This window comes from Streptomyces sp. NPDC048370, from assembly GCF_043200825.1.
In the GTDB taxonomy this organism is placed as follows: Bacteria; Actinomycetota; Actinomycetes; order Streptomycetales; family Streptomycetaceae; genus Streptomyces.
In genome coordinates, this window is the sequence record NZ_JBICYI010000010.1 from 202,267 (window position 1) to 228,305 (window position 26,039).

At 71.4% G+C, this 26,039-nt stretch carries 25 protein-coding genes, 1 tRNA gene and 1 pseudogene; 10 read left to right on the forward strand and 17 right to left on the reverse strand.

Features of this window, described 5'->3' with window-relative positions:
• Positions 1-25 precede the first annotated feature (25 nt).
• Together ACGFYP_RS22495 and ACGFYP_RS22500 are read right to left on the reverse strand one after the other, a co-directional pair.
• Complete coding sequence (locus ACGFYP_RS22495; RefSeq protein ID WP_393496272.1) at positions 26-2,557, reverse strand: ABC transporter permease; 2,532 nt, start codon at positions 2,555-2,557, stop codon at positions 26-28.
• An 89-nt stretch (positions 2,558-2,646) separates the two neighbouring features.
• The gene (locus tag ACGFYP_RS22500; protein WP_393496275.1) at positions 2,647-3,417 is read right to left on the reverse strand and encodes an ABC transporter ATP-binding protein; all 771 of its coding nucleotides are present in this window, start codon (positions 3,415-3,417) and stop codon (positions 2,647-2,649) included.
• A gap of 389 nt (positions 3,418-3,806) precedes the next feature.
• Here ACGFYP_RS22500 and ACGFYP_RS22505 point away from each other — a divergent pair.
• Positions 3,807-3,888 (forward strand) — tRNA-Leu (locus tag ACGFYP_RS22505).
• Positions 3,889-4,131: 243 nt separating this feature from the next.
• The gene (locus tag ACGFYP_RS22510) at positions 4,132-5,016 is read left to right on the forward strand and encodes a Bax inhibitor-1/YccA family protein (RefSeq protein WP_361961124.1); all 885 of its coding nucleotides are present in this window, start codon (positions 4,132-4,134) and stop codon (positions 5,014-5,016) included.
• A gap of 62 nt (positions 5,017-5,078) precedes the next feature.
• Here ACGFYP_RS22510 and ACGFYP_RS22515 read toward each other — a convergent pair whose 3' ends face one another.
• Both ACGFYP_RS22515 and ACGFYP_RS22520 read right to left on the reverse strand, forming a co-directional pair.
• Positions 5,079-5,642 (reverse strand): TetR/AcrR family transcriptional regulator, encoded by a 564-nt coding sequence (locus ACGFYP_RS22515; protein WP_361961122.1) that lies wholly within the window; start codon positions 5,640-5,642, stop codon positions 5,079-5,081.
• Positions 5,643-5,699: 57 nt separating this feature from the next.
• Positions 5,700-5,930, reverse strand: coding sequence for a DUF4287 domain-containing protein (locus ACGFYP_RS22520; protein ID WP_361961120.1), 231 nt, complete (start codon positions 5,928-5,930; stop codon positions 5,700-5,702).
• A gap of 100 nt (positions 5,931-6,030) precedes the next feature.
• Here ACGFYP_RS22520 and ACGFYP_RS22525 point away from each other — a divergent pair, with 100 nt between their 5' ends.
• The gene (locus tag ACGFYP_RS22525; RefSeq protein ID WP_361961118.1) at positions 6,031-6,378 is read left to right on the forward strand and encodes a hypothetical protein; all 348 of its coding nucleotides are present in this window, start codon (positions 6,031-6,033) and stop codon (positions 6,376-6,378) included.
• Positions 6,379-6,476: 98 nt separating this feature from the next.
• On the opposite strand, the gene ACGFYP_RS22530 is transcribed toward ACGFYP_RS22525, so the two are convergent.
• The 3 genes from ACGFYP_RS22530 to ACGFYP_RS22540 all read right to left on the reverse strand — a co-directional run bounded on the left by ACGFYP_RS22530 (position 6,477) and on the right by ACGFYP_RS22540 (position 10,127).
• On the reverse strand, positions 6,477-7,322 hold the full coding sequence (locus tag ACGFYP_RS22530; protein ID WP_361961116.1) for a hypothetical protein: 846 nt from the start codon (positions 7,320-7,322) through the stop codon (positions 6,477-6,479).
• A 411-nt stretch (positions 7,323-7,733) separates the two neighbouring features.
• Positions 7,734-8,954, reverse strand: a complete 1,221-nt coding sequence (locus ACGFYP_RS22535; protein ID WP_393496283.1) for an acetyl-CoA C-acetyltransferase — start codon at positions 8,952-8,954, stop codon at positions 7,734-7,736.
• Positions 8,955-9,092: 138 nt separating this feature from the next.
• Entirely contained in the window at positions 9,093-10,127 is a 1,035-nt protein-coding gene (locus ACGFYP_RS22540) for an SGNH/GDSL hydrolase family protein (protein WP_361961112.1), read from the reverse strand.
• Positions 10,128-10,231: 104 nt separating this feature from the next.
• On the opposite strand from ACGFYP_RS22540, the gene ACGFYP_RS22545 reads away from it, so the two are divergent.
• Positions 10,232-11,632, forward strand: coding sequence for a cystathionine beta-synthase (locus ACGFYP_RS22545; RefSeq protein WP_361961110.1), 1,401 nt, complete (start codon positions 10,232-10,234; stop codon positions 11,630-11,632).
• A 312-nt stretch (positions 11,633-11,944) separates the two neighbouring features.
• Here ACGFYP_RS22545 and ACGFYP_RS22550 read toward each other — a convergent pair whose 3' ends face one another.
• Positions 11,945-12,340 (reverse strand): hypothetical protein, encoded by a 396-nt coding sequence (locus ACGFYP_RS22550; protein ID WP_393496288.1) that lies wholly within the window; start codon positions 12,338-12,340, stop codon positions 11,945-11,947.
• Between the two features lie 157 nt (positions 12,341-12,497).
• Between ACGFYP_RS22550 and ACGFYP_RS22555 the strand changes: the two genes are divergently transcribed.
• Complete coding sequence (locus ACGFYP_RS22555; protein WP_361961106.1) at positions 12,498-13,337, forward strand: MurR/RpiR family transcriptional regulator; 840 nt, start codon at positions 12,498-12,500, stop codon at positions 13,335-13,337.
• Positions 13,338-13,363: 26 nt separating this feature from the next.
• Here the strand turns inward: ACGFYP_RS22555 and ACGFYP_RS22560 are convergent, their stop codons facing one another.
• The 6 genes and pseudogenes from ACGFYP_RS22560 to ACGFYP_RS22585 form a co-directional block, all read right to left on the reverse strand.
• On the reverse strand, positions 13,364-13,735 hold the full coding sequence (locus ACGFYP_RS22560) for a hypothetical protein (protein WP_393496292.1): 372 nt from the start codon (positions 13,733-13,735) through the stop codon (positions 13,364-13,366).
• A gap of 51 nt (positions 13,736-13,786) precedes the next feature.
• Entirely contained in the window at positions 13,787-14,233 is a 447-nt protein-coding gene (locus ACGFYP_RS22565; RefSeq protein WP_361961102.1) for a roadblock/LC7 domain-containing protein, read from the reverse strand.
• A complete protein-coding gene (locus ACGFYP_RS22570; protein ID WP_361961100.1) occupies positions 14,233-15,003 on the reverse strand; it encodes a transcriptional regulator in 771 nt (256 codons plus the stop codon). Before ACGFYP_RS22570 ends, ACGFYP_RS22565 begins: the two co-directional genes overlap by 1 nt.
• Positions 15,000-15,179: pseudogene (locus ACGFYP_RS22575) on the reverse strand (hypothetical protein); the annotation flags it as partial. The gene ACGFYP_RS22570 and the pseudogene ACGFYP_RS22575, both read right to left, overlap by 4 nt.
• Positions 15,180-15,809: 630 nt before the next feature.
• Positions 15,810-16,274: an SRPBCC family protein gene (locus ACGFYP_RS22580; protein ID WP_361961098.1), complete on the reverse strand. Its 465-nt coding sequence runs from the start codon at positions 16,272-16,274 to the stop codon at positions 15,810-15,812.
• A gap of 2 nt (positions 16,275-16,276) precedes the next feature.
• Positions 16,277-17,686, reverse strand: coding sequence for a diaminopimelate decarboxylase (locus tag ACGFYP_RS22585; RefSeq protein WP_393496298.1), 1,410 nt, complete (start codon positions 17,684-17,686; stop codon positions 16,277-16,279).
• A 103-nt stretch (positions 17,687-17,789) separates the two neighbouring features.
• On the opposite strand from ACGFYP_RS22585, the gene hutU reads away from it, so the two are divergent.
• Genes hutU through hutI form a run of 4 tightly spaced genes read left to right on the forward strand, consistent with a single transcriptional unit; the run spans position 17,790 to position 23,300 of the window.
• Positions 17,790-19,481 (forward strand): urocanate hydratase, encoded by a 1,692-nt coding sequence (gene hutU / locus ACGFYP_RS22590; protein WP_393496301.1) that lies wholly within the window; start codon positions 17,790-17,792, stop codon positions 19,479-19,481.
• Complete coding sequence (locus ACGFYP_RS22595; RefSeq protein WP_393496304.1) at positions 19,478-20,689, forward strand: allantoate amidohydrolase; 1,212 nt, start codon at positions 19,478-19,480, stop codon at positions 20,687-20,689. Before hutU ends, ACGFYP_RS22595 begins: the two co-directional genes overlap by 4 nt.
• Positions 20,680-22,017 carry a formimidoylglutamate deiminase gene (locus ACGFYP_RS22600; RefSeq protein ID WP_393496307.1) on the forward strand — a complete coding sequence of 446 codons (1,338 nt, stop codon included), beginning with the start codon at positions 20,680-20,682 and terminating at the stop codon, positions 22,015-22,017. The genes ACGFYP_RS22595 and ACGFYP_RS22600 overlap by 10 nt, the downstream gene beginning before the upstream one ends.
• Before the next feature lie 35 nt (positions 22,018-22,052).
• Positions 22,053-23,300 carry an imidazolonepropionase gene (gene hutI, locus ACGFYP_RS22605; RefSeq protein ID WP_393496311.1) on the forward strand — a complete coding sequence of 416 codons (1,248 nt, stop codon included), beginning with the start codon at positions 22,053-22,055 and terminating at the stop codon, positions 23,298-23,300.
• Positions 23,301-23,344: 44 nt separating this feature from the next.
• Here the strand turns inward: hutI and ACGFYP_RS22610 are convergent, their stop codons facing one another.
• Complete coding sequence (locus ACGFYP_RS22610; protein ID WP_393496314.1) at positions 23,345-23,779, reverse strand: VOC family protein; 435 nt, start codon at positions 23,777-23,779, stop codon at positions 23,345-23,347.
• Between the two features lie 27 nt (positions 23,780-23,806).
• Positions 23,807-24,508 carry a hypothetical protein gene (locus ACGFYP_RS22615; protein ID WP_393496318.1) on the reverse strand — a complete coding sequence of 234 codons (702 nt, stop codon included), beginning with the start codon at positions 24,506-24,508 and terminating at the stop codon, positions 23,807-23,809.
• Between the two features lie 339 nt (positions 24,509-24,847).
• Here ACGFYP_RS22615 and ACGFYP_RS22620 point away from each other — a divergent pair, with 339 nt between their 5' ends.
• A complete protein-coding gene (locus tag ACGFYP_RS22620) occupies positions 24,848-25,129 on the forward strand; it encodes a hypothetical protein (RefSeq protein WP_393496321.1) in 282 nt (93 codons plus the stop codon).
• A gap of 318 nt (positions 25,130-25,447) precedes the next feature.
• Here ACGFYP_RS22620 and ACGFYP_RS22625 read toward each other — a convergent pair whose 3' ends face one another.
• Positions 25,448-26,032 (reverse strand): HD family hydrolase, encoded by a 585-nt coding sequence (locus tag ACGFYP_RS22625; RefSeq protein WP_393496324.1) that lies wholly within the window; start codon positions 26,030-26,032, stop codon positions 25,448-25,450.
• Positions 26,033-26,039: the final 7 nt, after the last annotated feature.

A 26,039-nucleotide genomic window follows, 5' to 3' on the forward strand; every position in this document is an offset into this window, starting at 1 on the left:
CCTTCGCCGTTCGTACGTACCGGAGTTACTCGGTCTTGATCGCGGTCAGCATGTTCAGCTTCGCCGCGCTGCGGGCCGGCCACAGGGAGGCCAGGACGCCGACCAGTCCGGCCAGGACCAGGAAGATCCCGATCCGGTCCCAGGGCAGGACCAGGGCGTAGCCCGGCAGGCTGCTCTTGAACGTCTCGCCGATCGCCCAGCCGAGGAACGAGCCGAGGCCGATGCCGACCACCGCGCCGAAGAGCGAGATGACCACGGCCTCCAGACGGACCATCCGCTTCACGCGGCGCCGGTCGAGACCGATCGCCCGCAGCATGCCGATCTCCTGCTGCCGCTCGAAGACGGACATCGCCAGGGTGTTCACGACGCCCAGGATCGCGATGATCAGGGCCATCGCCAGCAGGCCGTACATGATGTTCAGGAGCAGGTTGATCTGGCCGCCGAACAGGTCACGGATGTCCTTCTTGTCCATGACGGTGATGGCCGGGTTGTCACCCATGGCCTGCGCGAGCGCCTTCTCGTTGGCGTCGGAGGCGCCGCCGTCCATCGAGACGAAGATCTGCGGGATGTACGACTGCTGCTCGTGGGCCGTGATGGTCTTCGCGTCGATGACGACCGGCGAGACGAACTCGCTGTCCTCGAAGATCGCGCCGACCGTCACCTTCCCCTTCTTCTTGTCGCCGAACTCGACCGGCAGCGTGTCGCCGACCTTCCAGCCCTGCTTGGTGGCCGTCTTCTCGGCGACCGCGATCCCGCCCTGGCCGAGCGAGGAGAGCGAGCCCTTCACGGTGCTGAGCTTGATCAGCTTCTCGATGTCGCCCGGGGTGACACCGGAGGCCGAGACGTCCTTGCCCTTCAGCGTGAACCAGCCGGCCAGCTGCGGCGAGACGGCGGTGGCGCCCGGGGTCTTCTCGATCGCGGCCAGCGCGGCCTCGTTCATGCCCTCGCCGCTGGCCATGGAGATCATGTAGTCGGCGCGGATCTGGTCCGTCGTCATCTTGTCCAGGGCCGCGCCGACCGTCGTGCCGAGCACGGTGAGGCCGGTGACCAGGGTCAGACCGATGGCGAGCGCGGAGGCGGTGGCGCCGGTACGGCGCGGGTTGCGGACCGCGTTGAGGCCGGCGAGCTTGCCGGAGACCCCGAAGAGACCCACGAACAGCGGACGGATCAGGGCGATCACCGGGCGGGAGAGCAGCGGGATCAGCACGATCACACCGATGAGGGTGGTGAAGGCGCCGCCCGCGATGAACATCCGGCCGTCATCGCCGCCCTTGCCGGCGCCGAGCACGATCAGGACCGCACCGAGCGCGGTGATCGCGGCGCCGATGGAGTTGCGGACCACCAGGGACTTGGTCGTCGCCGCCGCGTGGACGCTGCTCATGGCGGCGACCGGCGGGATCTTCGCGGCACGGCGGCCGGGCAGCCAGGCGGCGAACATGGTGATCAGGACGCCGACGGAGAGCGCCGCGATGAGCGGGGTGGTACCGAGGACCAGCGGGCCGCCCGGGACCTTCAGGTCGAAGGCGTTCATGCCGGCGCGGAGCACGACGGCGAGCCCGATGCCCAGGCCGTAGCCGACCGCGGAGGCGACCAGACCGACCAGTCCGGCCTCGGCGAGGACGGAGCGGGTGATCTGCTTGCGCGAGGCACCGACGGCGCGCATCAGCGCCAGCTCCCTGGTGCGCTGGGCGACGAGCATGGTGAAGGTGTTGGCGATCAGGAAGACGCCGACGAAGAGGGCGATGCCGGCGAAGCCGAGCAGGACCTGCTTGAGCGCGCCGAGCCCGGCCTCGATGTCCTTGGCCTGCTGGTCGGCGAGCGCCTGGCCGGTCTGGGCCGTGGCGGCCTTCGGGACGACCTTCAGGACCTCGTCCAGGAGCTTGTCGGCGTCGGTGCCGGGCTTCGCGACGACGATGGCGTCCCGGTAGAAGCCCTCCTTCACGTACTGCTTCTGCGCGACGGAGTTGTCGAAGACGACCAGGCTGCCGCCGGCCTGGACCGCGCCGTCCTCGGTGTCGAAGATGCCGGAGAGGGTGTACTCCTTCACCGGGCCGTTGGTGGCGACGCGCACGGTGTCGCCGACCTTGTAGCCGCCCTTGGTCGCGGTCTCCCTGTCCAGGGCGATCTGGCCGTCCTGGAGCGGGCCCGCGCCCGTGGTGAAGTCGAACGCCCGGTCCTTGCCGTCGGCGCCCGGGGCGAAGTTGGTGCCCTTGTTGGACCAGCCGACACCGATCAGCTTGCCGTTCTTGTCGGGCACGCCGGCGAAGCCGTCGACCCGCCCGGTGACGGAGGCGACGCCGTCGAGCTTGGCGACCTTGTCGAGCACGGCCTGCGAGAGGCCGGGTGTCTTCGCGGCCTCCTCCTGGCTCGGGTACATGTTGACGGCGACGGCGACGTCGTCGTAGCTCTTCGCCGACTGGTTGCGGAAGGCCTGGGAGAGGGTGTCGGTGAAGACCAGGGTGCCGGAGACGAAGGCCACGCCGAGCATCACGGCGAGGACGGTCATCAGCAGCCTGGCCTTGTGCGCGAGCACGTTGCGCAAGGCGGTACGGAACATGGGGTATGTGTCCTGGAGTGGGCGCCCCCGGTGACCGGGGACGGAGAACGTCTAAGGGCTGCGGTGCGGGGCGGGTCGGCCCCGGCGCGTCAGCTGGTGCGGCCCTTGGCGTCGAAGGCCTTCATCCGGTCGAGGACGCCGTCCGCCGTCGGGTCGAGCATCTCGTCGACGATCCGGCCGTCCGCGAGGAAGATGACGCGGTCCGCGTAGGAGGCGGCGACCGGGTCGTGGGTGACCATGACGACCGTCTGGCCCAGCTCGCGGACCGAGTTGCGCAGGAAGCCGAGGACCTCGGCGCCCGAGCGCGAGTCCAGGTTTCCGGTCGGCTCGTCACCGAAGATGATCTCGGGGCGGGAGGCGAGCGCGCGGGCCACGGCGACGCGCTGCTGCTGGCCGCCGGAGAGCTGCGTGGGGCGGTGGCTCAGTCGGCCGGAGAGGCCGATCATGTCGATGACCTTCTCCACCCACTGCTTGTCGGGCTTACGGCCCGCGATGTCCATCGGCAGCGTGATGTTCTCCAGCGCCGTCAGCGTCGGCAGCAGGTTGAACGCCTGGAAGATGAAGCCGATCTTGTCCCGGCGGAGCTGGGTCAGCTGCTTGTCCTTGAGGGTGCCGAGCTCGGTCTCGCCGAGGCGGACCGAACCGGAGCTGAAGGAGTCCAGGCCGGCCACACAGTGCATCAGGGTCGACTTGCCGGAGCCGGACGGGCCCATGATCGCGGTGAACTCGCCCTGCCGGAAGTCCACGGTGACGCGGTCGAGGGCGACCACCTGGGTCTCGCCCTGTCCGTAGACCTTCGAAAGATCCATGGCGCGGGCGGCCACCGCGGTGGCGCGGGACACGGTGGGGGTGGTCGTCACGAGGGACTCCTGTCACTGCGGGGTGTTCGGGAACCACTCCATCGTGTCGAACGTCAGGGCGCGGGTCGTCCGCCCACATGCCCGTTCCCGGGGGCGACTGGAGTCGGACCGGGGGGTCCGGCCCTCCTCCTGAGGTATGACGGGATCCCTGAGACGCGGTACCCCCGGGGGGATTGCCCGGTCGGGTGGCGCCGATGCGGCGAGTTTCCGTCATTCCGGTGCGCGGGGCTTTGCGCCCGCGAGCCCCGTCACACTTCGCCGAAACGGGCCCCACCTGCACTGACGTACCCTCAGACGTCAATAAAATAAGACAACATCGGGCCAACGTTCCGCTGAACGAGGGAAGCGTCCCGATAGGCTCATGTGCCAACGCGGAGCCGCGCTCCATAGCCCGGATGGTGGAATGCAGACACGGCGAGCTTAAACCTCGCTGGCCTTCGGGCCGTGCCGGTTCGAGTCCGGTTCCGGGTACTACGCGTCTTGGGCGATCTTCGGGCGAGGACGGCGATTGCACCCCTCACCCGGGGCGCTCGGATCCGTACCTGTGCGGGAGCCCCGGCCGGGGGTGGTCCGGCCGGGGCGGTCCTCTGCCACTCGGTCACCGGGCTTCCGGAACGATCTTGGAAAGATCCTCCCCGAGCACTAGGGAGATTCTTTTGCTTCCCTATTACTCTTGTGTCAAGGCTGCGCAGTGCGGCCGCATGGAGGAGTGAGATGAGGAGCAGCAACCCGGTCTTCTCGCGTCGGGGGTTCAGCCGCGACAACGGCAACGCCGGTTTCAACGCGCAGCAGCCGCAGGCCGGGGGCCCCGCCGTCGGAACCAACCCGTACGCCGAAGGCGCGACGAACCCCTACGCGACGAACCCGTACGCGCAGGACACCCAGCTCGGAGCCCCGCAGCAGGCGCGCGGCGATGTGATGACGATCGACGACGTCGTGAGCCGTACGGCCATGACGCTCGGCACGGTCGTGGTCACCGCCGCCCTCGCGTGGTTCCTGCTTCCGGTCGACGAGGCGAACCTCGGCAAGTCCTACGGCATCGCCATCGGCGCCGCCCTGGTGGCCTTCGTCCTGGCCATGGTGCAGTCCTTCAAGCGCAAGGCCTCGCCCGCGCTGATCCTGGCCTACGCGGCGTTCGAGGGTGTCTTCCTCGGCGTCATCTCGGCCACGGTCTCGACCTACATCTCGCCCGGTGTGGTCGCGCAGGCGGTCCTCGGCACGATGGCGGTCTTCGCCGGCGTGCTGATCGCCTACAAGATGCGCTGGATCCGTGTGACCCGCCGTTTCTACGGCTTCGTGATGGCGGCCGCGATCGGCTTCATCCTGCTGATGGCGGTCAACGCGCTGTTCTCGCTCTTCGACGGCGCCGGTGACGGCCTGGGCTTCCGCAGCGGCGGCCTCGGCATCCTCTTCGGTGTCATCGGCATCATCCTCGGTGCCTGCTTCCTCGCCCTGGACTTCAAGCAGGTCGAGGACGGCGTGACGTACGGCGCCCCGCGCGAGGAGTCCTGGCTGGCGGCCTTCGGCCTCACCCTCACCCTGGTGTGGATCTACCTGGAGATGCTGCGTCTCCTGTCGATCCTGCAGGGCGACGACTGACGCACCACCCGTGTGTGACGAAGGGCCCGTCCGGCTCCCGCCGGGCGGGCCCTTCCGCGTGCTCAGCCCTTGAGCGCCGCGTCCAGGAGGACCCGCGCCGCGTCCTTCGCCCGAGCCGCCGGCTCCGGGGAGCCGTCGATACCGGCGACGGCCATGGCGCCGTTGGCGAGCAGCGCCAGCTGGTCGGCCAGCTCCGACGGCGCGCCGAGGGCGTTCGTCTGCTCGGCGAAGTATCCCCGCAGCGCCTGCTTGTGCCCGCGGGCGATGGCGGCGACGTCCGCCGAGATGCCGCCCATCTCCCCGAAGGTGTTGATGAAGGCGCAGCCCCGGAAGCCGGGGTCTGCGAACCAGTCGCCGAGGTAGTCGAAGACCGCCAGGGCGCGCTCGTACGGGGTGGTGGCGTGGGCGGCCCCGTGGGCGGCGATGGCCTCCCGTACGGCCGCGTCGCGGCGGGTGAGGACCGCCCACACCAGATGGTCCTTGGACGGGTAGAGCTGATAGAGGCGCTTGAGCGAGACACCGGACGCCGTACGGATGGCGTCCATGCCGACCGCCTGCACCCCGCGCTCGTCGAACAGCGCCTCGGCGGCTTCCAGGAGCCGCTGCTCGGCGGTCTCGGTGTCCATCGTCCGCTCACCCCCGGCATGGGAGAACCATCGTTCTCCCACTCTACCCGGGCGGTGTCAGAGCAGCCTGCGGGCCGCCCGGCGGAGGTCGTACTCGTGGATGATCGCCTTCGCGTGGCCGTACGCGAGGTCGTGCTCGCCCCGGAGCCAGCTGACCTTCTCCTCGAAGCGGACGAGGGAGGGGCCTTCCTCGACGGCGCGGAGCCAGTCGGAGATCTCACGACCGGTGCAGTGCGGGATGCGGGCGAGCAGGTTGCGGTGGGTCTCTTCGGAGAATACGTGGGACATCGGCGCCTCCGGACGCGTGTTGCCGTGTGCTCCTTCCCGTCACCGTGCCTGAGCGTCGGCCCGTTGGCAACAGTGCCGGACCGGCGCGTAGGGTCGCGGAGTGCTTGATACGAGTGAACTGACCGCCGCCGTCGAGCGGTTCGCCGACCGGTTGCGGGCGGCCCCGCAGAGCCGACTCCAGCGCGGCGCCGCCGCCGAAGGGCTCGCGCTGGCCAGGGAGTTGGCGCTCCGGGCGCGCCGGATCGAGGGCCTGGACGGGGGGCTTGACGGGGAGTCGGACGGACCGCTCATGCCGGACGCCGGCGTGTTCGTCGTCGCCGACCAACTCCTGGTCGCCGGAACCGATCTGGCCGAAGCACTACGAACGGCCCCGGCCGGTCCCCGCGAGGGGGAACTGGGCGAGGCCGTGAGGCTGGTGCGGGAGGTCGCTGCGCGGTCGGGGGTGTAGCGGGCCCGGGGCGTACGCCCGGGGAGCCGTACACCCGGGCGGCGTGCGCCCGGGGTGCGTGCGCCCGGGGTGCGTGCGCCCGGGGTGCGTGCGCCCGGTCAGAGAGAGGCGATCACGCGGTCGGCGAGGATGTAGACGTTCTCGTCGTCCGCCTCGCCGAAGGAGAACGTCAGGGCGTACGCGCCCGAGACGCCCGAGCCGCCGAGCAGGACCGGCGTACGACCGGAGCGCAGGGCCTCGGCGAGCCGCTCCGCCGTCTCGCGGTGGCCGGGGGTCATGCAGAGCGTGGTGCCGTCGGCGAAGACGTACACGTCGAGCGTGCCGAGCGGGCCGGGGCGTACGTCGGTCAGCGCGGTGCGCGTGTCGGCGAGCTCCTCCAGGCGGGACACCGTGCGCTCGTGGTCGGTGACGACGGGCGTCTGGACCGGCACGAAGTCGGGGTGCGAGGGGTGGCGGCGGCGGGCCGCGGCGAGCTCGGGGGAGTCCTCCGCGTACTCGGTCAGCTCCGGGAACTCCTCCAGGACGCTGTCGACGCCGGCGCCGTCGAGCGCGGCGGCCTCGGCCTCCATCGCCTCAAGGGCCATGGCCTCCAGGCCCACGAAGTCGGCCTGGCGCGGGACGTAGAACGGTCCGCCGTCCTCGGTGGTCCCACCGAGACCGCCGAGCAGGGAGGGCGCGTCGGCCGCGTCACGGGCCTCCTGCGCCGCCCAGAAGGCGCGCGCCTCGGCGAGCTCGCGCTCGCGCTCCTCGGCCAGCGCCTCGGCGACCGCGGCGCGTATCTCGGCGGCGGGCGACTGGCGGGCGTGCGGGACGGACACCCCGTGCGCGGTGGCGAGTTCGCCACGCAGGGCGACGACCTGCTTACGGAGACCGTGGGCAGCGCGCAGGGCGGCGACGCCCACCACCGTGGCGGCGGCCGTGGTCACCAGCAGGGCAAGAGACATGGCGCTCACTGACGTACTCCCGATTCCGAGTCGATCCCCCGACTTCCTACATCAGCCTGCCGTGGGAGTGCGCCCCCTGTCAGTGCATTACGTCACGAAATGGACAGGTATTTGGGCCAGGTGTTTAGTCCCGATCCGGCTGTGACCTGGGATTATGACTCTCCCCCGGGACGTAGGTCACATCCTGGGGGAGATTCGGTCACGGCTGGGACGCGACGGGGTTGGCGAGGGCGCCGGAAGGCAAGGGAGCCCTGCCGTCCGACGCTTTCCCTCGCGTCTCGACGAGGATCAGCTCAGCCGCTCGCTCCGGCTCAGCTCAGCCGCTCGCTTCTTCGGTCGCGCTGAGCTTCGCCACCGCTGCGGGCAGGTGCCGCCCTCGTTCCTCGGGCGACCCCTACCCTCCGCTCCGGCTCAGCTCAGTCGCTCGATGACCATCGCCATGCCCTGGCCGCCGCCGACGCACATGGTCTCCAGGCCGAACTGCTTGTCGTGGAACTGGAGGCTGTTGATCAGCGTGCCGGTGATCCGGGCGCCGGTCATGCCGAAGGGGTGGCCGACGGCGATGGCGCCGCCGTTGACGTTCACCTTGTCCAGGTCCAGGCCGAGGTCCTGGTAGGACGGGATGACCTGGGCGGCGAAGGCCTCGTTGATCTCGGCCAGGTCGATGTCGCCGATGGTCAGGCCGGCGCGCTTGAGGGCCTGCTTGGAGGCCTCGACCGGGCCGAGGCCCATGATCTCGGGGGAGAGGCCCGAGACGCCGGTGGAGACGATGCGGGCGAGCGGGGTGAGGCCGAGCTCGCGCGCCTTGGTGTCGGACATGATCACGAGCGCGGCGGCGCCGTCGTTGAGCGGGCAGCAGTTGGCGGCGGTGACCAGGCCGTCGGGGCGGAAGACGGGCTTGAGGCCCTGCACGCCCTCCAGGGTGACGCCGGCGCGCGGGCCGTCGTCCGCGCTGACGACCGTGCCGTCCGGGGTCGTGACCGGGGTGATCTCGCGCTCCCAGAAGCCGTTCTTGATGGCCTGCTCGGCGAGGTTCTGGGACCGTACGCCGAACTCGTCCATCTCCTGGCGGCTGATGCCCTTCCAGCGGGCCAGGTTCTCGGCGGTCTGGCCCATGGCGATGTACGCGTCGGGGACGAGGCCGTCCTCGCGCGGGTCGTGCCAGTTCGAGCCCTCGGACGCGGCGACGGCGGCGGTGCGGGCCTCGGCGTCGGCGAAGAGGGGGTTGTGCGTGTCGGGCAGGGAGTCGGAGTTGCCCTTCACGAAGCGGGAGACCATCTCGACACCGGCCGAGATGAAGACGTCGCCCTCGCCGGCCTTGATGGCGTGCAGCGCCATGCGGGAGGTCTGGAGCGAGGAGGAGCAGTACCGGGTGACCGTGCAGCCGGGGAGGTGGTCCATCCCCATCTGGACGGCGACGATCCGGCCCAGGTTGTTGCCCTGCTCGCCACCGGGCAGGCCACAGCCGAGCATCAGGTCGTCGATGTCGCGCGGGTCCAGCTCCGGGACCTTGGCGAGCGCGGCCTGGATGATCGTCGCGGTGAGGTCGTCGGGCCGCAGGTCCTTCAGGGAGCCCTTGAAGGCCCGGCCGATCGGGGAACGGGCGGTCGAGACGATGACGGCTTCGGGCATCACGGCTCCAGGAGGATGCGGAGAGGGCGGACAGAACGGGAAGTTACCTGTACGTACGCGACGGGTCACCGCCTTGACGGTGTGACGCCGACCTCTTTTCTAAGCGAGCGCTCATTCGTGCACCTTCCTCCCGCCCCCTCAGGGGCGGTGGGCGTCCTCCGTGGACTCCTCCGTGGACGGGGCCGGCTCCGGGGCCGGGGTCTCCGGCAGCCGACGACGGCGGCGGTGCTTCAGCAGGGCCCACGGGGCGCGGGCGCCCGTGACCTCGGTGCCCGCCTCCCGCGCCGCCTCCGCCGCCGCCTTCGCCACCGGCAGCATGTCCTCGTGGCGGTCCGGCTCCAGCCGGTCCGTCTCCGGCCACACGCCGAGCACCGCGCACACCGTCGGCAGGACCGCCATCGCCGCCGTCGCGTACCCCTCGGCCGACGGGTGGTAGTTGTCCGCCCCGAACATCTCCCGAGGGTTCGCCGCGAACTCGGGTCCGAGGAGGTCCCCCAGCGACACCGTCCGCCCGCCCTGCTCCACGACCACGATCGTCTGCGCCGCCGCCAGCTGCCGCGACACCCGCCGCGCCATCCACCGCAGCGGCTGGTAGACCGGCTCGATCGTCCCGAGGTCCGGGCAGGTCCCCACGACCACCTCCGACCCGGCCGTCCGCAGCCGCCGCACCGCCGCCGCGAGCAGCCGTACCGACTCCGTCGCCGGCATCCGGTGCGTGACGTCGTTCGCGCCGATCATGATCACGCAGGCGTCCGGCGGCCCCGTCGGGGCCGTGAGCAGCAGCGACACCTGCCGCTCCAGATCGTCCGAGCGCGCCCCCGGCAGCGCCACGTTCCGCAGCACCACCGGCCGCTCCGCCACCGCCGCGAGCCCCGAGGCGAGCAGCGCCCCCGGAGTCTGGCCCGCCCGGCGTACGCCCTGACCGGCCGCCGTGGAATCACCCAGAAGGGCCAGCCGCAGCGGGCCCGGGCCCGGTTCCGAGGCCGCGAAGGAGCGTCCGTACAGCCCGTCCGCCCCCGGCGGCAGGGGGGCGACCCCGCCCCCCACCGTCCGCTTCGCCAGCTGCACCTCGGCCAGGACCACACCCACCGCGGCCACACCGAGGAGCCCGATGCTCCCGCCGCCGTAGGCCGCGCCCGCCGCGATCCGCCGTGCCACCCTCGCCCTCGACATAGGGGCGGTCACCTCCTTCAAGCCGTTCAGGATCTAACTGCCCCGTAACCCGCTCCGACTACGCATACGCTGGACGCACCATTACGGAGACCCCGGAGATTACGGTGCAATTCCACGACTCGATGATCAGCCTCGTCGGCAACACCCCGCTGGTGAAGCTCAACAATGTGACGGCTGGCATCCAGGCCACGGTCCTGGCCAAGGTCGAGTACTTCAACCCCGGCGGCTCGGTCAAGGACCGCATCGCCCTGCGCATGATCGAGGCGGCGGAGGAGAGCGGCGCGCTCAAGCCCGGCGGCACGATCGTCGAGCCCACGTCCGGGAACACCGGCGTCGGCCTCGCGATCGTGGCCCAGCAGAAGGGCTACAAGTGCATCTTCGTCTGCCCGGACAAGGTGTCCACGGACAAGATCAACGTCCTGCGGGCGTACGGCGCCGAGGTCGTGGTCTGCCCCACGGCCGTCGACCCCGAGCACCCCGACTCGTACTACAACGTCTCCGACCGGCTCGTCCGTGAGACCCCGGGTGCCTGGAAGCCGGACCAGTACTCCAACCCGAACAACCCCCGCTCCCACTACGAGACCACCGGTCCCGAGCTGTGGGAGCAGACGGACGGGAAGATCACCCACTTCGTCGCGGGCGTCGGCACGGGCGGCACCATCTCCGGCACCGGCCGGTACCTGAAGGAGGTCGGCGGCGGCAAGGTCACCGTCGTCGGCGCCGACCCCGAGGGCTCGGTCTACTCCGGCGGCTCCGGCCGGCCGTACCTCGTCGAGGGCGTCGGCGAGGACTTCTGGCCGACCGCGTACGACCGGACCGTCACGGACCGGATCGTCGCCGTCTCCGACAAGGACTCCTTCCAGATGACCCGCCGCCTCGCCAAGGAGGAGGGCCTCCTGGTGGGCGGCTCCTGCGGCATGGCGGTCGTCGCGGCCCTCGAGGTCGCCAAGGAGCTCGGCCCGGACGACGTCGTCGTCGTCCTGCTGCCGGACTCCGGGCGCGGCTACCTCTCCAAGATCTTCAACGACGAGTGGATGGCCGACTACGGCTTCCTGGAGGACACCTCCTCCGCCACCGTCGCCGACGTCCTGCGGCACAAGGAGGGCGTGCTGCCCTCCCTCGTCCACATGCACCCGGAGGAGACCGTCGGGCAGGCCATCGAGGTGCTGCGGGAGTACGGCGTTTCCCAGATGCCGATCGTCAAGCCGGGCGCCGGTCACCCGGACGTCATGGCGGCGGAGATCGTCGGCTCGGTCGTCGAGCGCGAGCTCCTCGACGCGCTCTTCACCCAGCGCGCCTCCCTGGAGGACCCGCTGGAGCGCCACATGAGCGCGCCGCTGCCGCAGGTCGGCTCCGGTGAGCCGGTCGCCGACCTGATGTCCGTGCTCGGCGAGTCGGCCGACGCGGCGATCGTGCTGGTCGAGGGCAAGCCGACCGGTGTGGTCAGCCGTCAGGACCTGCTCGCCTTCCTCGCGAACGGCGGGGTGAAGGGCGCCGTGAAGTAGCTGCCGAGGAGTGCCTGGAGCGTGTTCGAGCGGGCGTTCGCGAAAACGGTACGAGCGCGACACGTACGCGCAGCACCCGCTTAACACGCGTCCGGCACATTGGTCGTTGTCGGCGTCAAGGACTACGGAGCGGCTCCCGGAACTCCTCGCGACGCCGCGGACGCGGAGACCGGCCCTGACCCGGGCCCGTGTCCCCCGCGGGGACCGCCGTCGTCCCGCCCCCCTTCACCGGGGGTGCGGCGGTCCCCGCGCTACTTCTTTCGCCCTTCCTGCCCTTCCTGCCTGTCCTGCCCTTCTCGGCGCTACTCGGCGCTACTCCCGCTCGTCGTGGCGCGTCGACAGCGGCAGCCGGTCGCGGAAGGCGTGGACCGCGTTCACACCCACGATGCCGAGCCAGGCCACGATCAGGCCCGCCAGATCGGCCTGGGCGACGGCGATCGCGGAGAGCGGGATCGCCACGATCAGCGAGATGATCCCGAAGCCGAAGCGCTCGCCGAAGCCCTCGGCCCCCGACGTGCGGGGGCGGACGCCGCGTGCGCTCGCCACCTGCTGCTCTCCGAGCCGGCGCCTGACCTGCCGGTCGATCGTCCTGTCCAGGCCCTGTTCCACCTTGCCGAGGAAGGAATCGACGAGGGCCGCCTCGTACTCCGTGCCCAGCTCCCGGCGGGCATGCAGGGTGGCGTCCAGTTCACTCTTGAGCTCGTCCATACTCGCCACGGTAGAGAGCGGTGGCCTTCCGCGTCGGTAGGGCTAGCCCCCGCTTTTCTCGGCTCTTGTTGCCCTCCTGCATAATTTCATGCAGAGTTCAAGAGGGATGAATAGCGGTGGATGGACACGTGGGCGGGACGAGCGGAAGGGGGACGGCGTGAGCGACAGCCCGGCCGGACGGCTGCAGGCGCTCTTCGAGGGGCACCGGCTGACACCGACACAGCGGCGGATCGCGCACTGCATGGTGCGCCGCGCCGGTGACGTGGCGTTCCTGTCCAGCGTGGAGTTGGCCGATCTCGCCGGGGTCAGCCAGCCCTCCGTCACCCGCTTCGCCGTGGCCCTCGGCTTCGACGGCTACCCCGCCCTGCGCCGCCACCTCCGCGAGGTCGCCCCCGCCGGGGAGGCCGCGAGCGAGGGCGGCGAGCACAACGAGTACCAGCAGGCCGTCCTCGCCGAGATCGAGAACCTCCGTCACCTCGCCGACCTGCTCGCCGACCCGGCGCCCGTCGAGCGCGCCGGACGGCTGCTCGCCGCCTCACGCCCGCTGCCCGTCCTCGGGCTGCGGGCCGCCTCCTCGCAGGCGCGCGGCTTCGCGTACTTCGCCGCCAAGGTCCACCCCGACGTCCGCCTCCTCGACGAGGGCGGCTCGATGCTCACCGACCGCATCGACGCGACGGTACGGGCCGGGGCCACGGCCCTGCTCTGCTTCGCACTGCCCCGCCACCCCCGGGAGGTCGTGGAGGCGCTGGAGTACGCCCGGGGGGCCGGGCTCACCGTGGTCACGGTCGCCGAGTCGGCGTTCGCGCCCGTCGCCGCCCACAGCGACCTGCTGATCCCGGCCGCCGTCGGCACCGGACTCGCCTTCGACACGGCGTGCGCGCCGATGCTGCTCGGCAGGGTCCTCCTGGAGGCGATGGCCGACGAACTGCCCGACGCGCAGGCGCGGTTGGAGGAGTTCGACACCAAGGCGGCGGCCCGCGGGCTTTTCGTCGAGTAGGGCGGCCCCCTGCGCGAGCGAGCCGATCAGACCTCCAGCTCGCCCTCGATCTTCTTCAACTGGTGGCGCGCCATCGCCAGGTTGGAGTTGTTCTTGTCGAGCGCCAGGTACAGGAACAGGCCGGTCGCCCCGCGCCCCTTCAGCAGCCGGATCAGGTGGTACTGCGTGTTGAGGGTGATCAGGATGTCCTCGATGTCCTCCTGGAGGCCGAGCATCTCCATCGTCCTGACCTTGGCCCGGACCACGTCCGTGTTGCCGGCCGCCGCCACGGTCAGGTCGAGTTCCTTGCCGCCGCCGATCGTGCCGAGGGCCATGCCGCTGGTGTAGTCGACCAGCGCGGCGCCGATGGCGCCCTGGATGGACGCGGCTTCCTTCAGAGCGGTCTCGGTGTTCGCCATGGGTGTCGCACTTCCTTTTCGGTTTCGGTTCCGGTTCGGCTCCAGGCGGAGCTACGGGGTGGGTCGGGTCAGGTCTTTGCGTTCCAGGGCCCCGTCGACCAGCTCGCCGATCCGGGCGCTGGAACGCCGGGCCTCCAGATGCAGCCGGCCCACGTTGATGCGGGGCTCGGCGAGCAGGGTGAGGACGGCGGAGCCGCCGGCCGCGTACGTGGCGACATAGCCGTCGTCGCCCCGCACGAGCAGCTCGCGGAAGCCGCCCTGGCCGGTCGACTCGGTGAGCCGCTGGGCGACACCGAGGGCCGCCGCCGTCAGCGCGGCCACCCCTTCCGCCTCGGCGTCGACCGTGTCGTGGGCGAGGACCAGGCCGTCCGCGCTCGCCGCGAGCGCCCCGGTGAGCTGGGGCAGTCGGGCCCGCAGCCGTCTCAGCTCACCGAGCACCTCGGCTTCTGCCGACATCAGTAATCTCCTCTCGGCGCGCAGGCGCAGGGCACGCCTCATCACAGACTTGCCTCCAGGGCGTCGCGGAGCCGGCGCAGCAGGGCGATGTCCGGGTCGGGCGCGATCTCGCCGACCCAGGCGGGGATGGGAGGCGGCGCGGCGACGACGGGGTCGGGGCCGGGATCGGGTGGGGTCTCCACGAGTCCGGCGGCGGCGAGCCGGCGCACGTCGAGCAGCGTGTGGAAGGCGGGACGGCCGAGCACCCGCGCGATCTCCGCGGGCGTGCGCACCCCGTCGGCGGCGGCGAGCAGCGCCCGTTGGCGCAGGCTCACCGACTGCCCAGGGGCGGGCGCGCGGGGCACGACGGGCGCGGTGTCCACGGAGTCGTACGGCCAGACGCTGTCGAGCAGTTCACGGCGGCGTACGGTCTCGCGCTCGACGGCCTCGGTCGAGACCGGCCGTACGGGACCGAACCAGTGGGCGACCCCGTAGCGGAAGCGGGTGGGTCCTGTGGCGGGGGCGAGCGCGAAGAACGCGGCGTCGTAGACGGCGCCGAGGTGGCAGATCTCCAGCTCGCCGTCGCGCAGCCGACCGCTCTCCACCAGGAACCTGCCGACCTCGTGCCGGGCCCCCGCCCGGTCGACGGCCTCGTCCCAGCCCTCGCGGGCCAACCTGCCGCCGGCGGTCAGCAGGACGTCGAGCCCGGGCGCGGCGGGGCTCTCGGCGTGCGTGACGCGGCCGTCGACGAGGTAGAGCGTGCCGTGGTCGCGGAGCAGGGCGCCGGTGGCCCGCTCGGCGGCCAGGCGGACGAGCATGGGGGAGACGGTCATCCGAGCACCAGCTTCTCCGCGAGGTCACGCAGCCGCATACGGGCGAGCGCGAGGTTGCCGGTGTCCCGGTCCAGCCACAGGTGGAGGAAGACGCTGCTGTCGAAGGAGGTCTCGACGAAGCGCAGGACGTGGTAGCCGCCCCGGGTCGTGACGATCAGGTCCTCGACCGGCGGCCCCTTGGTCGACGCGCGCTCGCGGAGCGCCACTTCGGTGCCGGCGCGCAGGGCCAACTCCGTACTGGGGCGCGGCATCACGGGACTGCCGACGGGCGGTCGCGTGGGCAGGGGCGGAACGACGGTCGGCCTGGCGGTCGTTGCGGAAGCCAACGCCGACGTCGCCGAGCCCGCCGCGGAAGCCAACGCCGACGTCGTCGGCATCGTAGAAGCCGTCGCGCCCGCCGTCGGTGGGACCGTCGGTCTCGGTGGCGGGGTCGCGCCCGCGAAGGAGTCGTACTCCGCCGCCGCGCGCGCCAGTTCGGCGGCTTCGGCGGCCGTCGTCTCGTGGTCTCCGACCGGCGATTCGCCCGCCGCGCCGAGGGCGAGCCCGCTGGTCCAGTCGACCAACCAGGCTCCACGCGCGCCCGGCAGGCTCATGGCCTCCATCAGGCACTCGTCGATTCCGGGCACGCGGATTCCCCTCCCGATGCGGCGCGCGGCGTACGGCTGTGACCGTGACGCTACTCAACGTTTCCACCGTGGGGAGGGGTTCTGGCATTTTCCATCGGAACATGCCCAGGGCTTGCTTGAATTCGCCCCCGTGCGGTCAGTTCTCGCCGCGGAGGATGCCGGTGCCGAGGAAGTCGCCGATCAGTTGCGCCGCTCCACCGAGGCCGCCACGTCGTCCAGGTCCTTCGCGAGCGCGCGGCTCACCGCCTTGGCGCCGAGGCCGCTCAGGAGTTTGGCGAGAAAGCCCATGCGGTTCCCCTCGGCCGGGGTCGCCGAGAAGGTCATCCGTACGGTCGTCGCGCCGGTCCCGGCCGGGCGCAGCGCGATCTCGGAGACGTAGTGCATGCCGTGTGAGTCGGCCACCGTCACATAGCGGTCCGGCGGCTCGGCCTCGGTCACGGTCATCTCCTCCGTGGCCTCCTTGCCCATCATCCGCCGGGTCTCGCGCCAGCGGGTGCCCACGCCGAATCCGCCCTCGGTGAGCACCTCGACCCGCTCCACGCCGTTCAGGATCCGTGGCATCTCCCGCAGATCCGTCAGCACCTCCCAGACGGGCCCGGGAGGTGCCTCGACGCGGCGCTCGACGACGACGCTCTTGGTAGCCATGGTCATGGCTCCACGGAACCACCGGGACGTCGGTCCAGCAACGCGTCGGCGTGCGCGGCGCCCGCCTCCGCGACGATCTCGTCGAGCGTCTGGGCCTTCCGTACGGTCGAGAAGACGACCCCCGAACGGTCGTCACCGTCGTCACCGCCGTCCGTGACGGTGAAGCCGTGTACGGCCGGGCGGGGCAGGCTGTTGTACGCGTAGTGGTGGGCGAAGTAGTACGCGCCGGTGTCCGGCACCGCCACCACGTCTCCCGGCCGCAGCAGGGGCAGCGGGCGGGCCGTGGCCAGCAGGTCCCCGGCGAAGCAGGCCGGGCCCGCCACGTCCTGGACGGTCTCGTCCCCGGTGCGCGGGCGGCCCTCGGAGTCGTAGGCGAGGACGCGCAGCGGCCAGGAGGCCGGGTCGTAGACGGTACGGGTGGCCACCTGGACGCCCGCGTGGGTGACGGCGACGGGGCGGCCCCCGGAGCTCTTGGTGTACTCGACGCGGGCCAGGATCGTGCCGTGCTTGGCGAGCAGCGAGCGGCCGAACTCGGTGACCAGGCCGTACCGCCCGTCGAGGAGCCCGGGGACGGTGTCGGCGAGCAGCCCGGCGTACTCCGCGTACGTCGGCGTCTCCTCGTCCGAGGCGAAGTTCACCGGCAGTCCGCCGCCGATGTCGAGCGTGTCGATCTGCTGCCGCCCCGCCTTGGCGTTGATCTCCTCGGCGAGGTCGTAGGCGGCGGCGACGCCCTCGGCCATGAGGGCGAGCGGGACGCCCTGCGAGCCGGTGTGGGTGTGCAGCCGGGTCAGCCAGGGCCGGTCGAGGTACGCCCGTACGACCGCGTCCCGCGCGCCCTCGTCCCGGAGGGCCACCCCGAACTTGGAGGTGGCCGTCGCCGTCGAGAGCGCCCCGATGGAACCGGCTCCGACCTGCGGGTTGACCCGGATGCCGACGGGCGAGGCGGTCGGCGCGGAGGCGACGAGCGCGTCGAGCCTGGCCAGCTCCTGGAGGTTGTCGGCGTTGACGGCGATCCCGAGCGCGAGGGCCTGGCGCAGGTCGGCGGGGGTCTTGGCGGGCGAGTCGAGCACGGTACGGGACGGGGCGACGCCGGCCGCGCTGGCGAGGGCCAGTTCGCCCGGGCTCGCGACCTCGACGCCGAGCCCGCACGCGTCGAGCAGGCGCAGGACGGGCACGAGCGGGCAGGCCTTCACGGCGAAGGCGTGCAGGACGGGGGCGTCGGTGACGGCGGCGAAGGCGGAGACGAGGGCGGCGGCGGAGGCGCGCATGCCTGCGGTGTCGAGGAGGGCGACGATCTGTTCGGAGGGCTCTTGGCCGGGCTCGTGGCCAGGGGCGGAGGGCGAGAGAAGGCCCTGTTCGACGGCGGCCCGGACGGCCCGATCACGACGGGCGCCGGCGTGGTGGGAAGCCATGGATCCATAGGACCACCGGGACGGGCGCCGCCGCAGCTGTTGACTACAAGTATTCAGCAGTCCAGGATGTGAATAACTGATCCACATCGGAGGAGGCTGCACCATGTCAGGACCCCGCCCCGTACGGGCCCCGCGCGGTACGGAACTGAGCGCCCTGGGATGGCAGCAGGAGGCCGCCCTCCGGATGCTGCAGAACAATCTCGACCCCGAGGTCGCCGAGCACCCCGACAAGCTCGTCGTCTACGGCGGCACCGGCAAGGCCGCGCGCGACTGGCGCTCCTTCGACGCGATGGTGCGCACGCTGCGGACCCTCAAGCAGGACGAGACGATGCTCGTCCAGTCCGGCCGCCCGGTGGGCGTCATGCAGACCCACGAGTGGGCGCCGCGTGTCCTCATCGCCAACTCCAACCTGGTCGGCGACTGGGCGAACTGGGAGGAGTTCCGGCGCCTGGAGCAGCTGGGCCTGACCATGTACGGCCAGATGACGGCCGGCTCGTGGATCTACATCGGCACCCAGGGCATCCTGCAGGGCACGTACGAGACGTTCGCCGCCGTCGCCGCGAAGAAGTTCAACGGCACGCTGGCCGGGACGATCACCCTCACCGCTGGTCTCGGCGGCATGGGCGGCGCCCAGCCCCTCGCCGTGACGATGAACGACGGCGTCGCGATCTGTATCGACGTCGACCCGCGCGCCATCGAGCGCCGCATCGAGCACCGCTACCTGGACGTGAAGGCCGACAACCTCGCCCACGCGCTCCAGCTGGCCGTCGAGGCCCGCGACGCCCGCCGTCCGCTCTCCATCGGCCTGCTCGGCAACGCGGCGGAGCTGCTGCCGCAGATGCTCGCCGAGGGCGCCCCGATCGACATCGTGACCGACCAGACCTCGGCCCACGACCCGCTCGCGTACCTGCCGATCGGCGTCGACTTCGACGACATGGCGACGTACGCGGCCAAGGACCCGGCCGGCTTCACCACCCGCGCCCGCGAGTCGATGGCCAAGCACGTCGAGGCCATGGTCGGCTTCATGGACGCGGGCGCCGAGGTCTTCGACTACGGCAACTCGATCCGTGGCGAGGCTCAACTGGCGGGCTACGACCGCGCGTTCGCCTTCCCCGGCTTCGTACCTGCCTACATCCGTCCGCTCTTCTGCGAGGGCAAGGGCCCGTTCCGCTGGGCCGCGCTCTCCGGCGAGGCGAGCGACATCCACAAGACGGACAAGGCGATCCTCGACCTCTTCCCGGAGAACGAGTCCCTCCACCGCTGGATCAAGATGGCCGGCGAGCGCGTCCACTTCCAGGGCCTCCCCGCGCGCATCTGCTGGCTCGGCCAGGGCGAGCGCGACAAGGCGGGCGACATGTTCAACGACATGGTCGGCAACGGCACCCTCGCCGCGCCCCTCGCGATCGGCCGCGACCACCTGGACTGCGGCTCGGTCGCCTCCCCGTACCGTGAGACCGAGGCCATGCTCGACGGCTCCGACGCGATCGCGGACTGGCCCCTCCTGAACGCCATGGTGAACGTCGCCTCCGGCGCGTCCTGGGTCTCCATCCACCACGGCGGCGGCGTCGGCATGGGCCGCTCCATCCACGCGGGCCAGGTCTCCGTGGCGGACGGCACGAAGCTGGCCGGCGAGAAGATCCGCCGCGTCCTGACGAACGACCCGGGCATGGGCGTCATCCGCCACGTCGACGCGGGCTACGACATCGCGGAGCGGGTGGCGCAGGAGAAGGGCGTACGGGTCCCGATGCGCGAGGGCGACGGCGCTGCCGGGACCCCCGAGGGCGGCTCCGCGTGAGCGAGACGTTCCACGCCATGTGGCGGTCGCTGCGGCCCATCGGCCGCAGCGCCGCCTCGGGCGGCTACCGCCGGTACGCCTGGACGGGCGCCGACGCCGACTGCCGGCTCTGGTTCCAGATGCAGGCCGAGGCGCGCCGGCTGAACTACGAGGTCGACCGGAACGGCAACCAGTGGGCCTGGCTCGGCGACCCGTCGGCCGGTGACGCGGTCGTCACCGGCTCGCACCTGGACTCCGTGCCGGACGGGGGCGCCTTCGACGGCCCCCTCGGTGTCGTCTCCGCCTTCGCAGCGCTCGACGAACTCCGCCGCAGGGGAGTGGAGTTCGCCAAGCCCTTCGCCATCACCAACTTCGGCGACGAGGAGGGCGCCCGCTTCGGTCTGGCCTGCGTCGGCTCGCGCCTCACGGCCGGGCGGCTGACGAAGGAGCAGGCGTACGAGCTCCGCGACGCGGACGGAATCACCCTGCCGCAGGCGATGGAGGCCGCCGGATTCGACCCGGAGGCCATCGGCCCCGACCCCGAGCGCCTCGCCGGGATCGGCGCCTTCGTCGAGCTGCACGTCGAGCAGGGCCGCGCCCTGGACCTCTCCGGCGACGCCGTCGGCATCGCGTCCGCGATCTGGCCGCACGGCCGCTGGCGGTACGACTTCGCGGGCGAGGCCAACCACGCCGGCACCACCCGCCTGGTCGACCGCCGCGACCCGATGCTCACGTACGCGGAGACGGTCCTCGCCGCCCGCCGCGAGGCCGAACTCGCGGGCGCGGTCGCCACGTTCGGCAAGATCGTGGTCGAGCCGAACGGCGTCAACGCGATCCCTTCCCTGGTCCGTGGCTGGCTCGACGCCCGCGCCGCCGACCAGACGGCGCTCGACACCGTGACGGCGGGCGTCGAGAGCGCGGCCCGCGACTACGCGAACCGGCACGGCATCGACCTCACGGTCGTACGGGAGTCCTTCACGCCGGTGGTGGAGTTCGCGCACGCCCTGCGGGACGAGCTGGCTTCGGTGCTGGGGGAGAAGACTCCGGTCCTCGGCACGGGGGCGGGACACGACGCGGGTATTTTGTCCGAATCGATCCCGACCGCCATGCTGTTCGTACGGAACCCCACGGGCGTCTCGCACTCCCCGGCCGAGTTCGCGGCCGAGGAGGACTGCGTGGCGGGGGTGCTCGCACTCGCCGACGTACTGGAGGGCCTGGCGTGCAGGTGACGACGTACTGGCTGGAACACGCCTGGCTGGACACGAACGTGGAGCCGGGCGTGGCGCTGGACGTGACGGACGGCCGCGTCACGGCGGTACGCAGGGGCCTGGAGTCGCCGCCCCCGGGCGCGGAAGTCCTGCGAGGCCTGACGATCCCGGGCCTGGCCAACGCCCACTCGCACGCCTTCCACCGGGCCCTTCGGGGAACGGTCCAGGTCGGCTCGGGCACGTTCTGGACGTGGCGGGAGGTCATGTACCAGGTGGCGTCCCGGCTGACGCCGGAGACGTACCACGCGCTCGCCCGGGCGGTGTACGCGGAGATGGCGCTCGCCGGCATCACGGCCGTCGGCGAGTTCCACTACCTCCACCACGCGCCGGGCGGCACGCCCTACGCCGACCCGAACGCGATGGGCGAGGCCCTCGTGCAGGCGGCGGCTGACGCGGGCATCCGGATCACGCTCCTGGACACGGCGTACCTCTCGTCCGGCTTCGGCGCGGCGCCGGACAGGCACCAGCTCCGCTTCTCGGACGGCACGGCGGAGGCGTGGGCGGAGCGGGTCTCGCTCCTGAAGGAGCGGGACGGGGTCCGGATCGGGGCGGCGATCCACTCGGTCCGCGCGGTCCCGGCGGACCAGCTGTCGACGGTGGCCGACTGGGCGCGGTCGCGCGCGGTGCCCCTCCATGTCCACCTCTCGGAGCAGACGGCCGAGAACGACGCGTGCCTGGCGGCGCACGGCCGCACGCCGACGCAGCTCCTCGCGGACCACGGCGTGTTGGGCGCGCGGACGACGGGCGTCCACAACACGCACCTGACGGCCGCGGACATCTCCCTCCTTGGCTCGTCGACCACGGGCACCTGCATGTGCCCGACGACCGAACGGGACCTGGCGGACGGCATCGGCCCGGCGGTCGCCCTTCAGCAGGCGGGCTCGCCGCTGTCGCTCGGCAGCGACAGCCACGCCGTCATCGACCTCCTGGAGGAGGCGCGGGCGATGGAGCTGAACGAACGCCTCCGCTCCCGCACGCGCGGCCACTGGACGGCCGCCGCGCTGCTGCGCGCGGCGACGGCCGACGGCCACGCGGCCCTCGGCTGGGCCGGGGCGGGCACCCTGGAGCCGGGCGCGCTCGCCGACTTCACGACGATCGCCCTGGACTCGGTCAGGACAGCGGGACCGGTGCCGCGTCTGGCAGCCGAGACGGCGGTATTCGCAGCGTCGGCCGCGGATGTGCGGCACACGATCGTGGGCGGCCGGCATGTCGTACGGGACGGGGTCCACCAGTCCGTACCGGACGTCGCCCGCGCACTGGCGGACTCGATCGCCGCCCTACACGGCTGAACCGGCTGAACCGGCTGAAGGAGACACCCCGAACCATGAACACAGGCCCTGCGGCGAGGAACAACGCGGCGGCGACCTCCGCCCCCACGAGCGCGAACAGCGCGGTGGCGACGGCGGCCACGGCCATCGTCAACATCGCCAGCCTGGTCACCAACGACCCCTCTCTCGGTGATGGAAGCCCTCTGGGTCTGATCCAGGACGCGGCCGTCGTCATCGAAGGCGACCGGGTCGTCTGGGTCGGTGAATCAAGCAAAGCACCCGCCACTGACAACAGGGTCGACGCCGGTGGCCGGGCCGTGATCCCCGGCTTCGTGGACTCGCACTCGCACCTGGTCTTCGCCGGCGACCGCACGGCGGAGTTCAACGCGCGGATGTCGGGGCAGCCGTACAAGGCGGGCGGCATCCGTACGACGGTGGCGGCGACGCGGGCGGCGAGCGACGAGGACCTCTCGGCGAACGTGGCGCGCTTCATGCGGGAGGCACTCCGCCAGGGCACGACGACCTTCGAGACGAAGTCGGGCTACGGCCTGACGGTCGAGGACGAGGCGAGGGCGCTGCGGATCGCGGCCGAGCACACGGACGAGGTCACGTACCTGGGCGCCCACATCGTCTCGCCCGACTACGCCGACGACCCGGCCGCGTACGTGGAGCTTGTGACGGGCGAGATGCTCGACGCCTGTGCGCCGTACGCCCGTTGGGTGGACGTCTTCTGCGAGAAGGGCGCGTTCGACGGGGACCAGGCGCGGGCGATCCTCACGGCGGGCAAGGCGAAGGGCCTGCACCCGAGGGTCCACGCGAACCAGCTCACGTACGGCCCCGGTGTCCAGCTGGCGGTGGAACTGGACGCGGCGAGCGCGGACCACTGCACGCACCTGACGGACGAGGACGTGGCCGCCCTGGCTTCGGGCAACACGGTGGCGACGCTCCTCCCGGGCGCGGAGTTCTCCACCCGGGCGCAGTGGCCGAACGCCCGCCGCCTCCTGGACGCGGGCGCGACGGTGGCCCTGTCGACGGACTGCAACCCGGGCTCGTCGTTCACGTCCTCGGTCCCGTTCTGCATCGCGCTCGCGGTACGGGACATGGGCATGACCCCGGACGAAGCGGTCTGGTCGGCGACGGCGGGCGGCGCGAAGGCCCTCCGCCGCACGGACGTCGGCCACCTGACCCCCGGCTCCCTGGCCGACCTCACCCTCCTGGACGCCCCGTCCCACGTCCACCTGGCGTACCGCCCGGGGGTCCCGCTGGTGTCGGAGGTCTGGCGGCAGGGGACGCGGCTGGTGTGACGGCGATCTGGAGGGGCCGCGACTCGCGGCCCCTCAGCGTCCCGTCAGTCGAGACAGAACTCGTTGCCCTCGACGTCCTGCATCCCCAGGCACGACTCGTTGTACTCGTCGGCCAGCAGGAGTTGCCCGCGCACCGCGCCGAGTGCGACCAGGCGCGCGCACTCGGCCTCGAGTGCGGCGACACGCTCGTCACCCACGAGACCGGTGCCGACCCGCACGTCGAGGTGCACACGATTCTTGACGACCTTGCCTTCGGGGACGCGCTGGAAGTACATGCGCGGCCCGACACCCGTGGGATCCATGGCGACGAACCCCGCACCCTGCCGCTCGGGCGGCAGCGAGCGTTCGTACGCGTCCCACGTGGCGAACCCCTCCGGCGGCGGCGGTACGACGTACCCCAACACCTCGCACCAGAACCGGGCGACGCGCTCAGGGTCCGCACAGTCGAAGGTGACTTGAAACTTCTTGATCGACGCCATTGGCCCACCCTAGTGGCGCGCGCGTTCCTACGACCCCGGGGGCAGCAGCTCGCGGGTCAGGGTGAAGGCGGCCGTGGCGGAGGCCAGAAGAGCGTTGATCCTCCCGAGGATGCGCGTGGTCCCGTCGGTGTCCTGCGCGTCGACGGCCGAGGCCAGGTCGTCGGCGTACTCCCGTGCCCGTACCGCCTCGTCGGACGTCTCGGTGCCGGCGTCCGTACGAAGGGCGTCGATCAGCCGCTGGTGGGGGATGTCGGGCGCGTTCGCCCGGTTTCCGTAGCCGCCGTGGGCCACTGCCTGAGGGCTGTTGACGTTCGCCACGACGAACCCGCCCGATGCCGAGGAGATGTGCACCCCTTCGCCTCCTGACCAGATGAACTTGCTCTCGTATTCCGCCCAGCCCTTGCGCGTCACGCTGTACCCGCCGAACCACCAGCCCTTGACCTTGATCAGCCTGTGCTTGAGCGGCTCGGCCAGGATGCGCAGGGCGTCCGCCCGGTTCCATCCGCGCTCGGCGAAGTAGTCGTTCATCTCCACGTGTCCGCCCGGCCGCTCGGCCCGCCGACAGATCTCGCGGAACGCCTGCCCCTGACACATCTCCAACTGCCCCGGGGCGACCGACAGCTGCGGAAGCCGCAGCCGATGCACGACCCCACGGGCCCACAAGAAGCCCCGGTAGACCAACCAGCAGACCAAGCCGACCAACACCACGTGCTCAAGTCCCAGCTTCACGCTCAAGCCCTCCCCCCGAAAGCCTCAAGTCAAAGCATCTTACGGGGAGTTGGCGCATGGAGCGCCGGGTGTGGCGAGGATGGCGCGACGCTGGTGGTGTGACGTCAGGCCCCCTGAGGTCGCGGCTCCTCGGCTCCCTGATCATGCACATCTCCCTTGCGGGGGCGGCAGAGACCGTGTTCGGCGCTCCGGAAGGCCCGGTCGCAGCGGTCGCAGTTCTGCAACGGCAGGATCGTGGGGGCCTCCGGCGCAGGGGGAAGCTCGGGCGGGACCCACTCGCGCAGACGGTGGGCGAGGAGGCGGGCGGGCCAGCGGATGGTGCCGGAGGGGAGCGAGCCGGTGAGGGTACGGGTGACGGCGGCGGGGCGGGATGTCCCGCTCCAGCCAGCGATGAACCTCGGGCGCCAGGCGCCGTACGTCGCTCTCCGAGAGCAGCAGCCGGGCCTCGCGCTGCCGGAGGCCGGCGAGAAGCCCGGCAGCGGGCTGCAACTCCTCGGTGAGTTCGGGCACTTCAGGTGCCGTAGGAGGGGCTGCGGGGCGGGGTTCCCGACGGGCTGCGCGTGGGCGCTTGACCAGGTCGACGGGGTGCGGGTTCTCACGACGGTGAACTTCTCGTCGTGACGGTGACGTACGTGCGTCACTCCAGCGCGAGCGGGCGTGGGCGTACTAAACTGCGTTGCAGTCATGCGGAAGAGGTTCCGACTTCCTTGATGATCAGGCCCTCGAGCGGGATGCCAGTCCCGCCGGGGGCCGAAATCTTTTACGGCATATGCAAGTTGGCGCGACCGTACCGCGCCGCCCGGCCGTTCTGCCACCTTGTCACCCGAAAGTGTGAGCTGTCGGGTTTGGGTGGAAGTGGTTCTTTCCCCAGTCCTTTTCAACGGGATCTCGTGGACCACCAGTTGACCCTGAACCGGGTCGCGGAAAACCGCGACCCACTCACCCCCGCGACTCTCCGAGCACCGCGCGCAACCAGTCCAAACTGCCCTGCGCCAGCAGCTCGTCCGCCAGCCGCCCCGCCGTCTCCGTGGTGATCCTGCCCCGGCTGTTGTCGATCCAGCGCTGGGCGTTCTCGTAGCCCTGAGCCTTGTACTCGATGCCCTGCAGCAGGCACTCCAGCTTGTCGGCGTCGCGCGCGCAGATCGCCTCGGGCGACTCCTTGGCCTCGTATTCGTCCACCAGATCCCGGATCGCTTCGGCCAACACCCCGGGCATGCCGGCCGTCTGGTCTGCGGTGACCTCGCGGGGATCGGCGGCCGTCGAATACTTCTTGCCGAGGTAGTTCACATCCCCGGTACGCGTCTCCTGAGTGTCGTGCCACACCGCCAGAAACGCGGCACGCGCCGGATCCGCGCCTTCGAGTTTCGCGATGACCGACGCGATCAGTGCCGTACGCCAGGAGTGCTCCGCCACGCTCTCCGGGTCACGAACCCCGGCCATCCACCATCCGGTGCGACGCGCGTTCTTCAGAGTTCCAGCCTCGTAGAGGAAGTGCGCCACCGCCGACAGGTCCTCGTCAGCCACTGTCCGT

Coding starts and splice junctions, on each gene's coding strand:
- ACGFYP_RS22495 (WP_393496272.1), bottom strand. CDS start 2,557: ATGTTCCGTACCGCCTTGCGCAACGTGCTCGCGCACAAGGCCAGGCTG.
- ACGFYP_RS22510 (WP_361961124.1), top strand. CDS start 4,132: ATGAGGAGCAGCAACCCGGTCTTCTCGCGTCGGGGGTTCAGCCGCGAC.
- ACGFYP_RS22515 (WP_361961122.1), bottom strand. CDS start 5,642: ATGGACACCGAGACCGCCGAGCAGCGGCTCCTGGAAGCCGCCGAGGCG.
- ACGFYP_RS22520 (WP_361961120.1), bottom strand. CDS start 5,930: ATGTCCCACGTATTCTCCGAAGAGACCCACCGCAACCTGCTCGCCCGC.
- ACGFYP_RS22530 (WP_361961116.1), bottom strand. CDS start 7,322: ATGTCTCTTGCCCTGCTGGTGACCACGGCCGCCGCCACGGTGGTGGGC.
- ACGFYP_RS22535 (WP_393496283.1), bottom strand. CDS start 8,954: ATGCCCGAAGCCGTCATCGTCTCGACCGCCCGTTCCCCGATCGGCCGG.
- ACGFYP_RS22540 (WP_361961112.1), bottom strand. CDS start 10,127: ATGTCGAGGGCGAGGGTGGCACGGCGGATCGCGGCGGGCGCGGCCTAC.
- ACGFYP_RS22550 (WP_393496288.1), bottom strand. CDS start 12,340: ATGGACGAGCTCAAGAGTGAACTGGACGCCACCCTGCATGCCCGCCGG.
- ACGFYP_RS22560 (WP_393496292.1), bottom strand. CDS start 13,735: ATGGCGAACACCGAGACCGCTCTGAAGGAAGCCGCGTCCATCCAGGGC.
- ACGFYP_RS22565 (WP_361961102.1), bottom strand. CDS start 14,233: ATGAGGCGTGCCCTGCGCCTGCGCGCCGAGAGGAGATTACTGATGTCG.
- ACGFYP_RS22570 (WP_361961100.1), bottom strand. CDS start 15,003: ATGACCGTCTCCCCCATGCTCGTCCGCCTGGCCGCCGAGCGGGCCACC.
- ACGFYP_RS22580 (WP_361961098.1), bottom strand. CDS start 16,274: ATGGCTACCAAGAGCGTCGTCGTCGAGCGCCGCGTCGAGGCACCTCCC.
- ACGFYP_RS22585 (WP_393496298.1), bottom strand. CDS start 17,686: ATGGCTTCCCACCACGCCGGCGCCCGTCGTGATCGGGCCGTCCGGGCC.
- hutU (WP_393496301.1), top strand. CDS start 17,790: ATGTCAGGACCCCGCCCCGTACGGGCCCCGCGCGGTACGGAACTGAGC.
- hutI (WP_393496311.1), top strand. CDS start 22,053: ATGAACACAGGCCCTGCGGCGAGGAACAACGCGGCGGCGACCTCCGCC.
- ACGFYP_RS22610 (WP_393496314.1), bottom strand. CDS start 23,779: ATGGCGTCGATCAAGAAGTTTCAAGTCACCTTCGACTGTGCGGACCCT.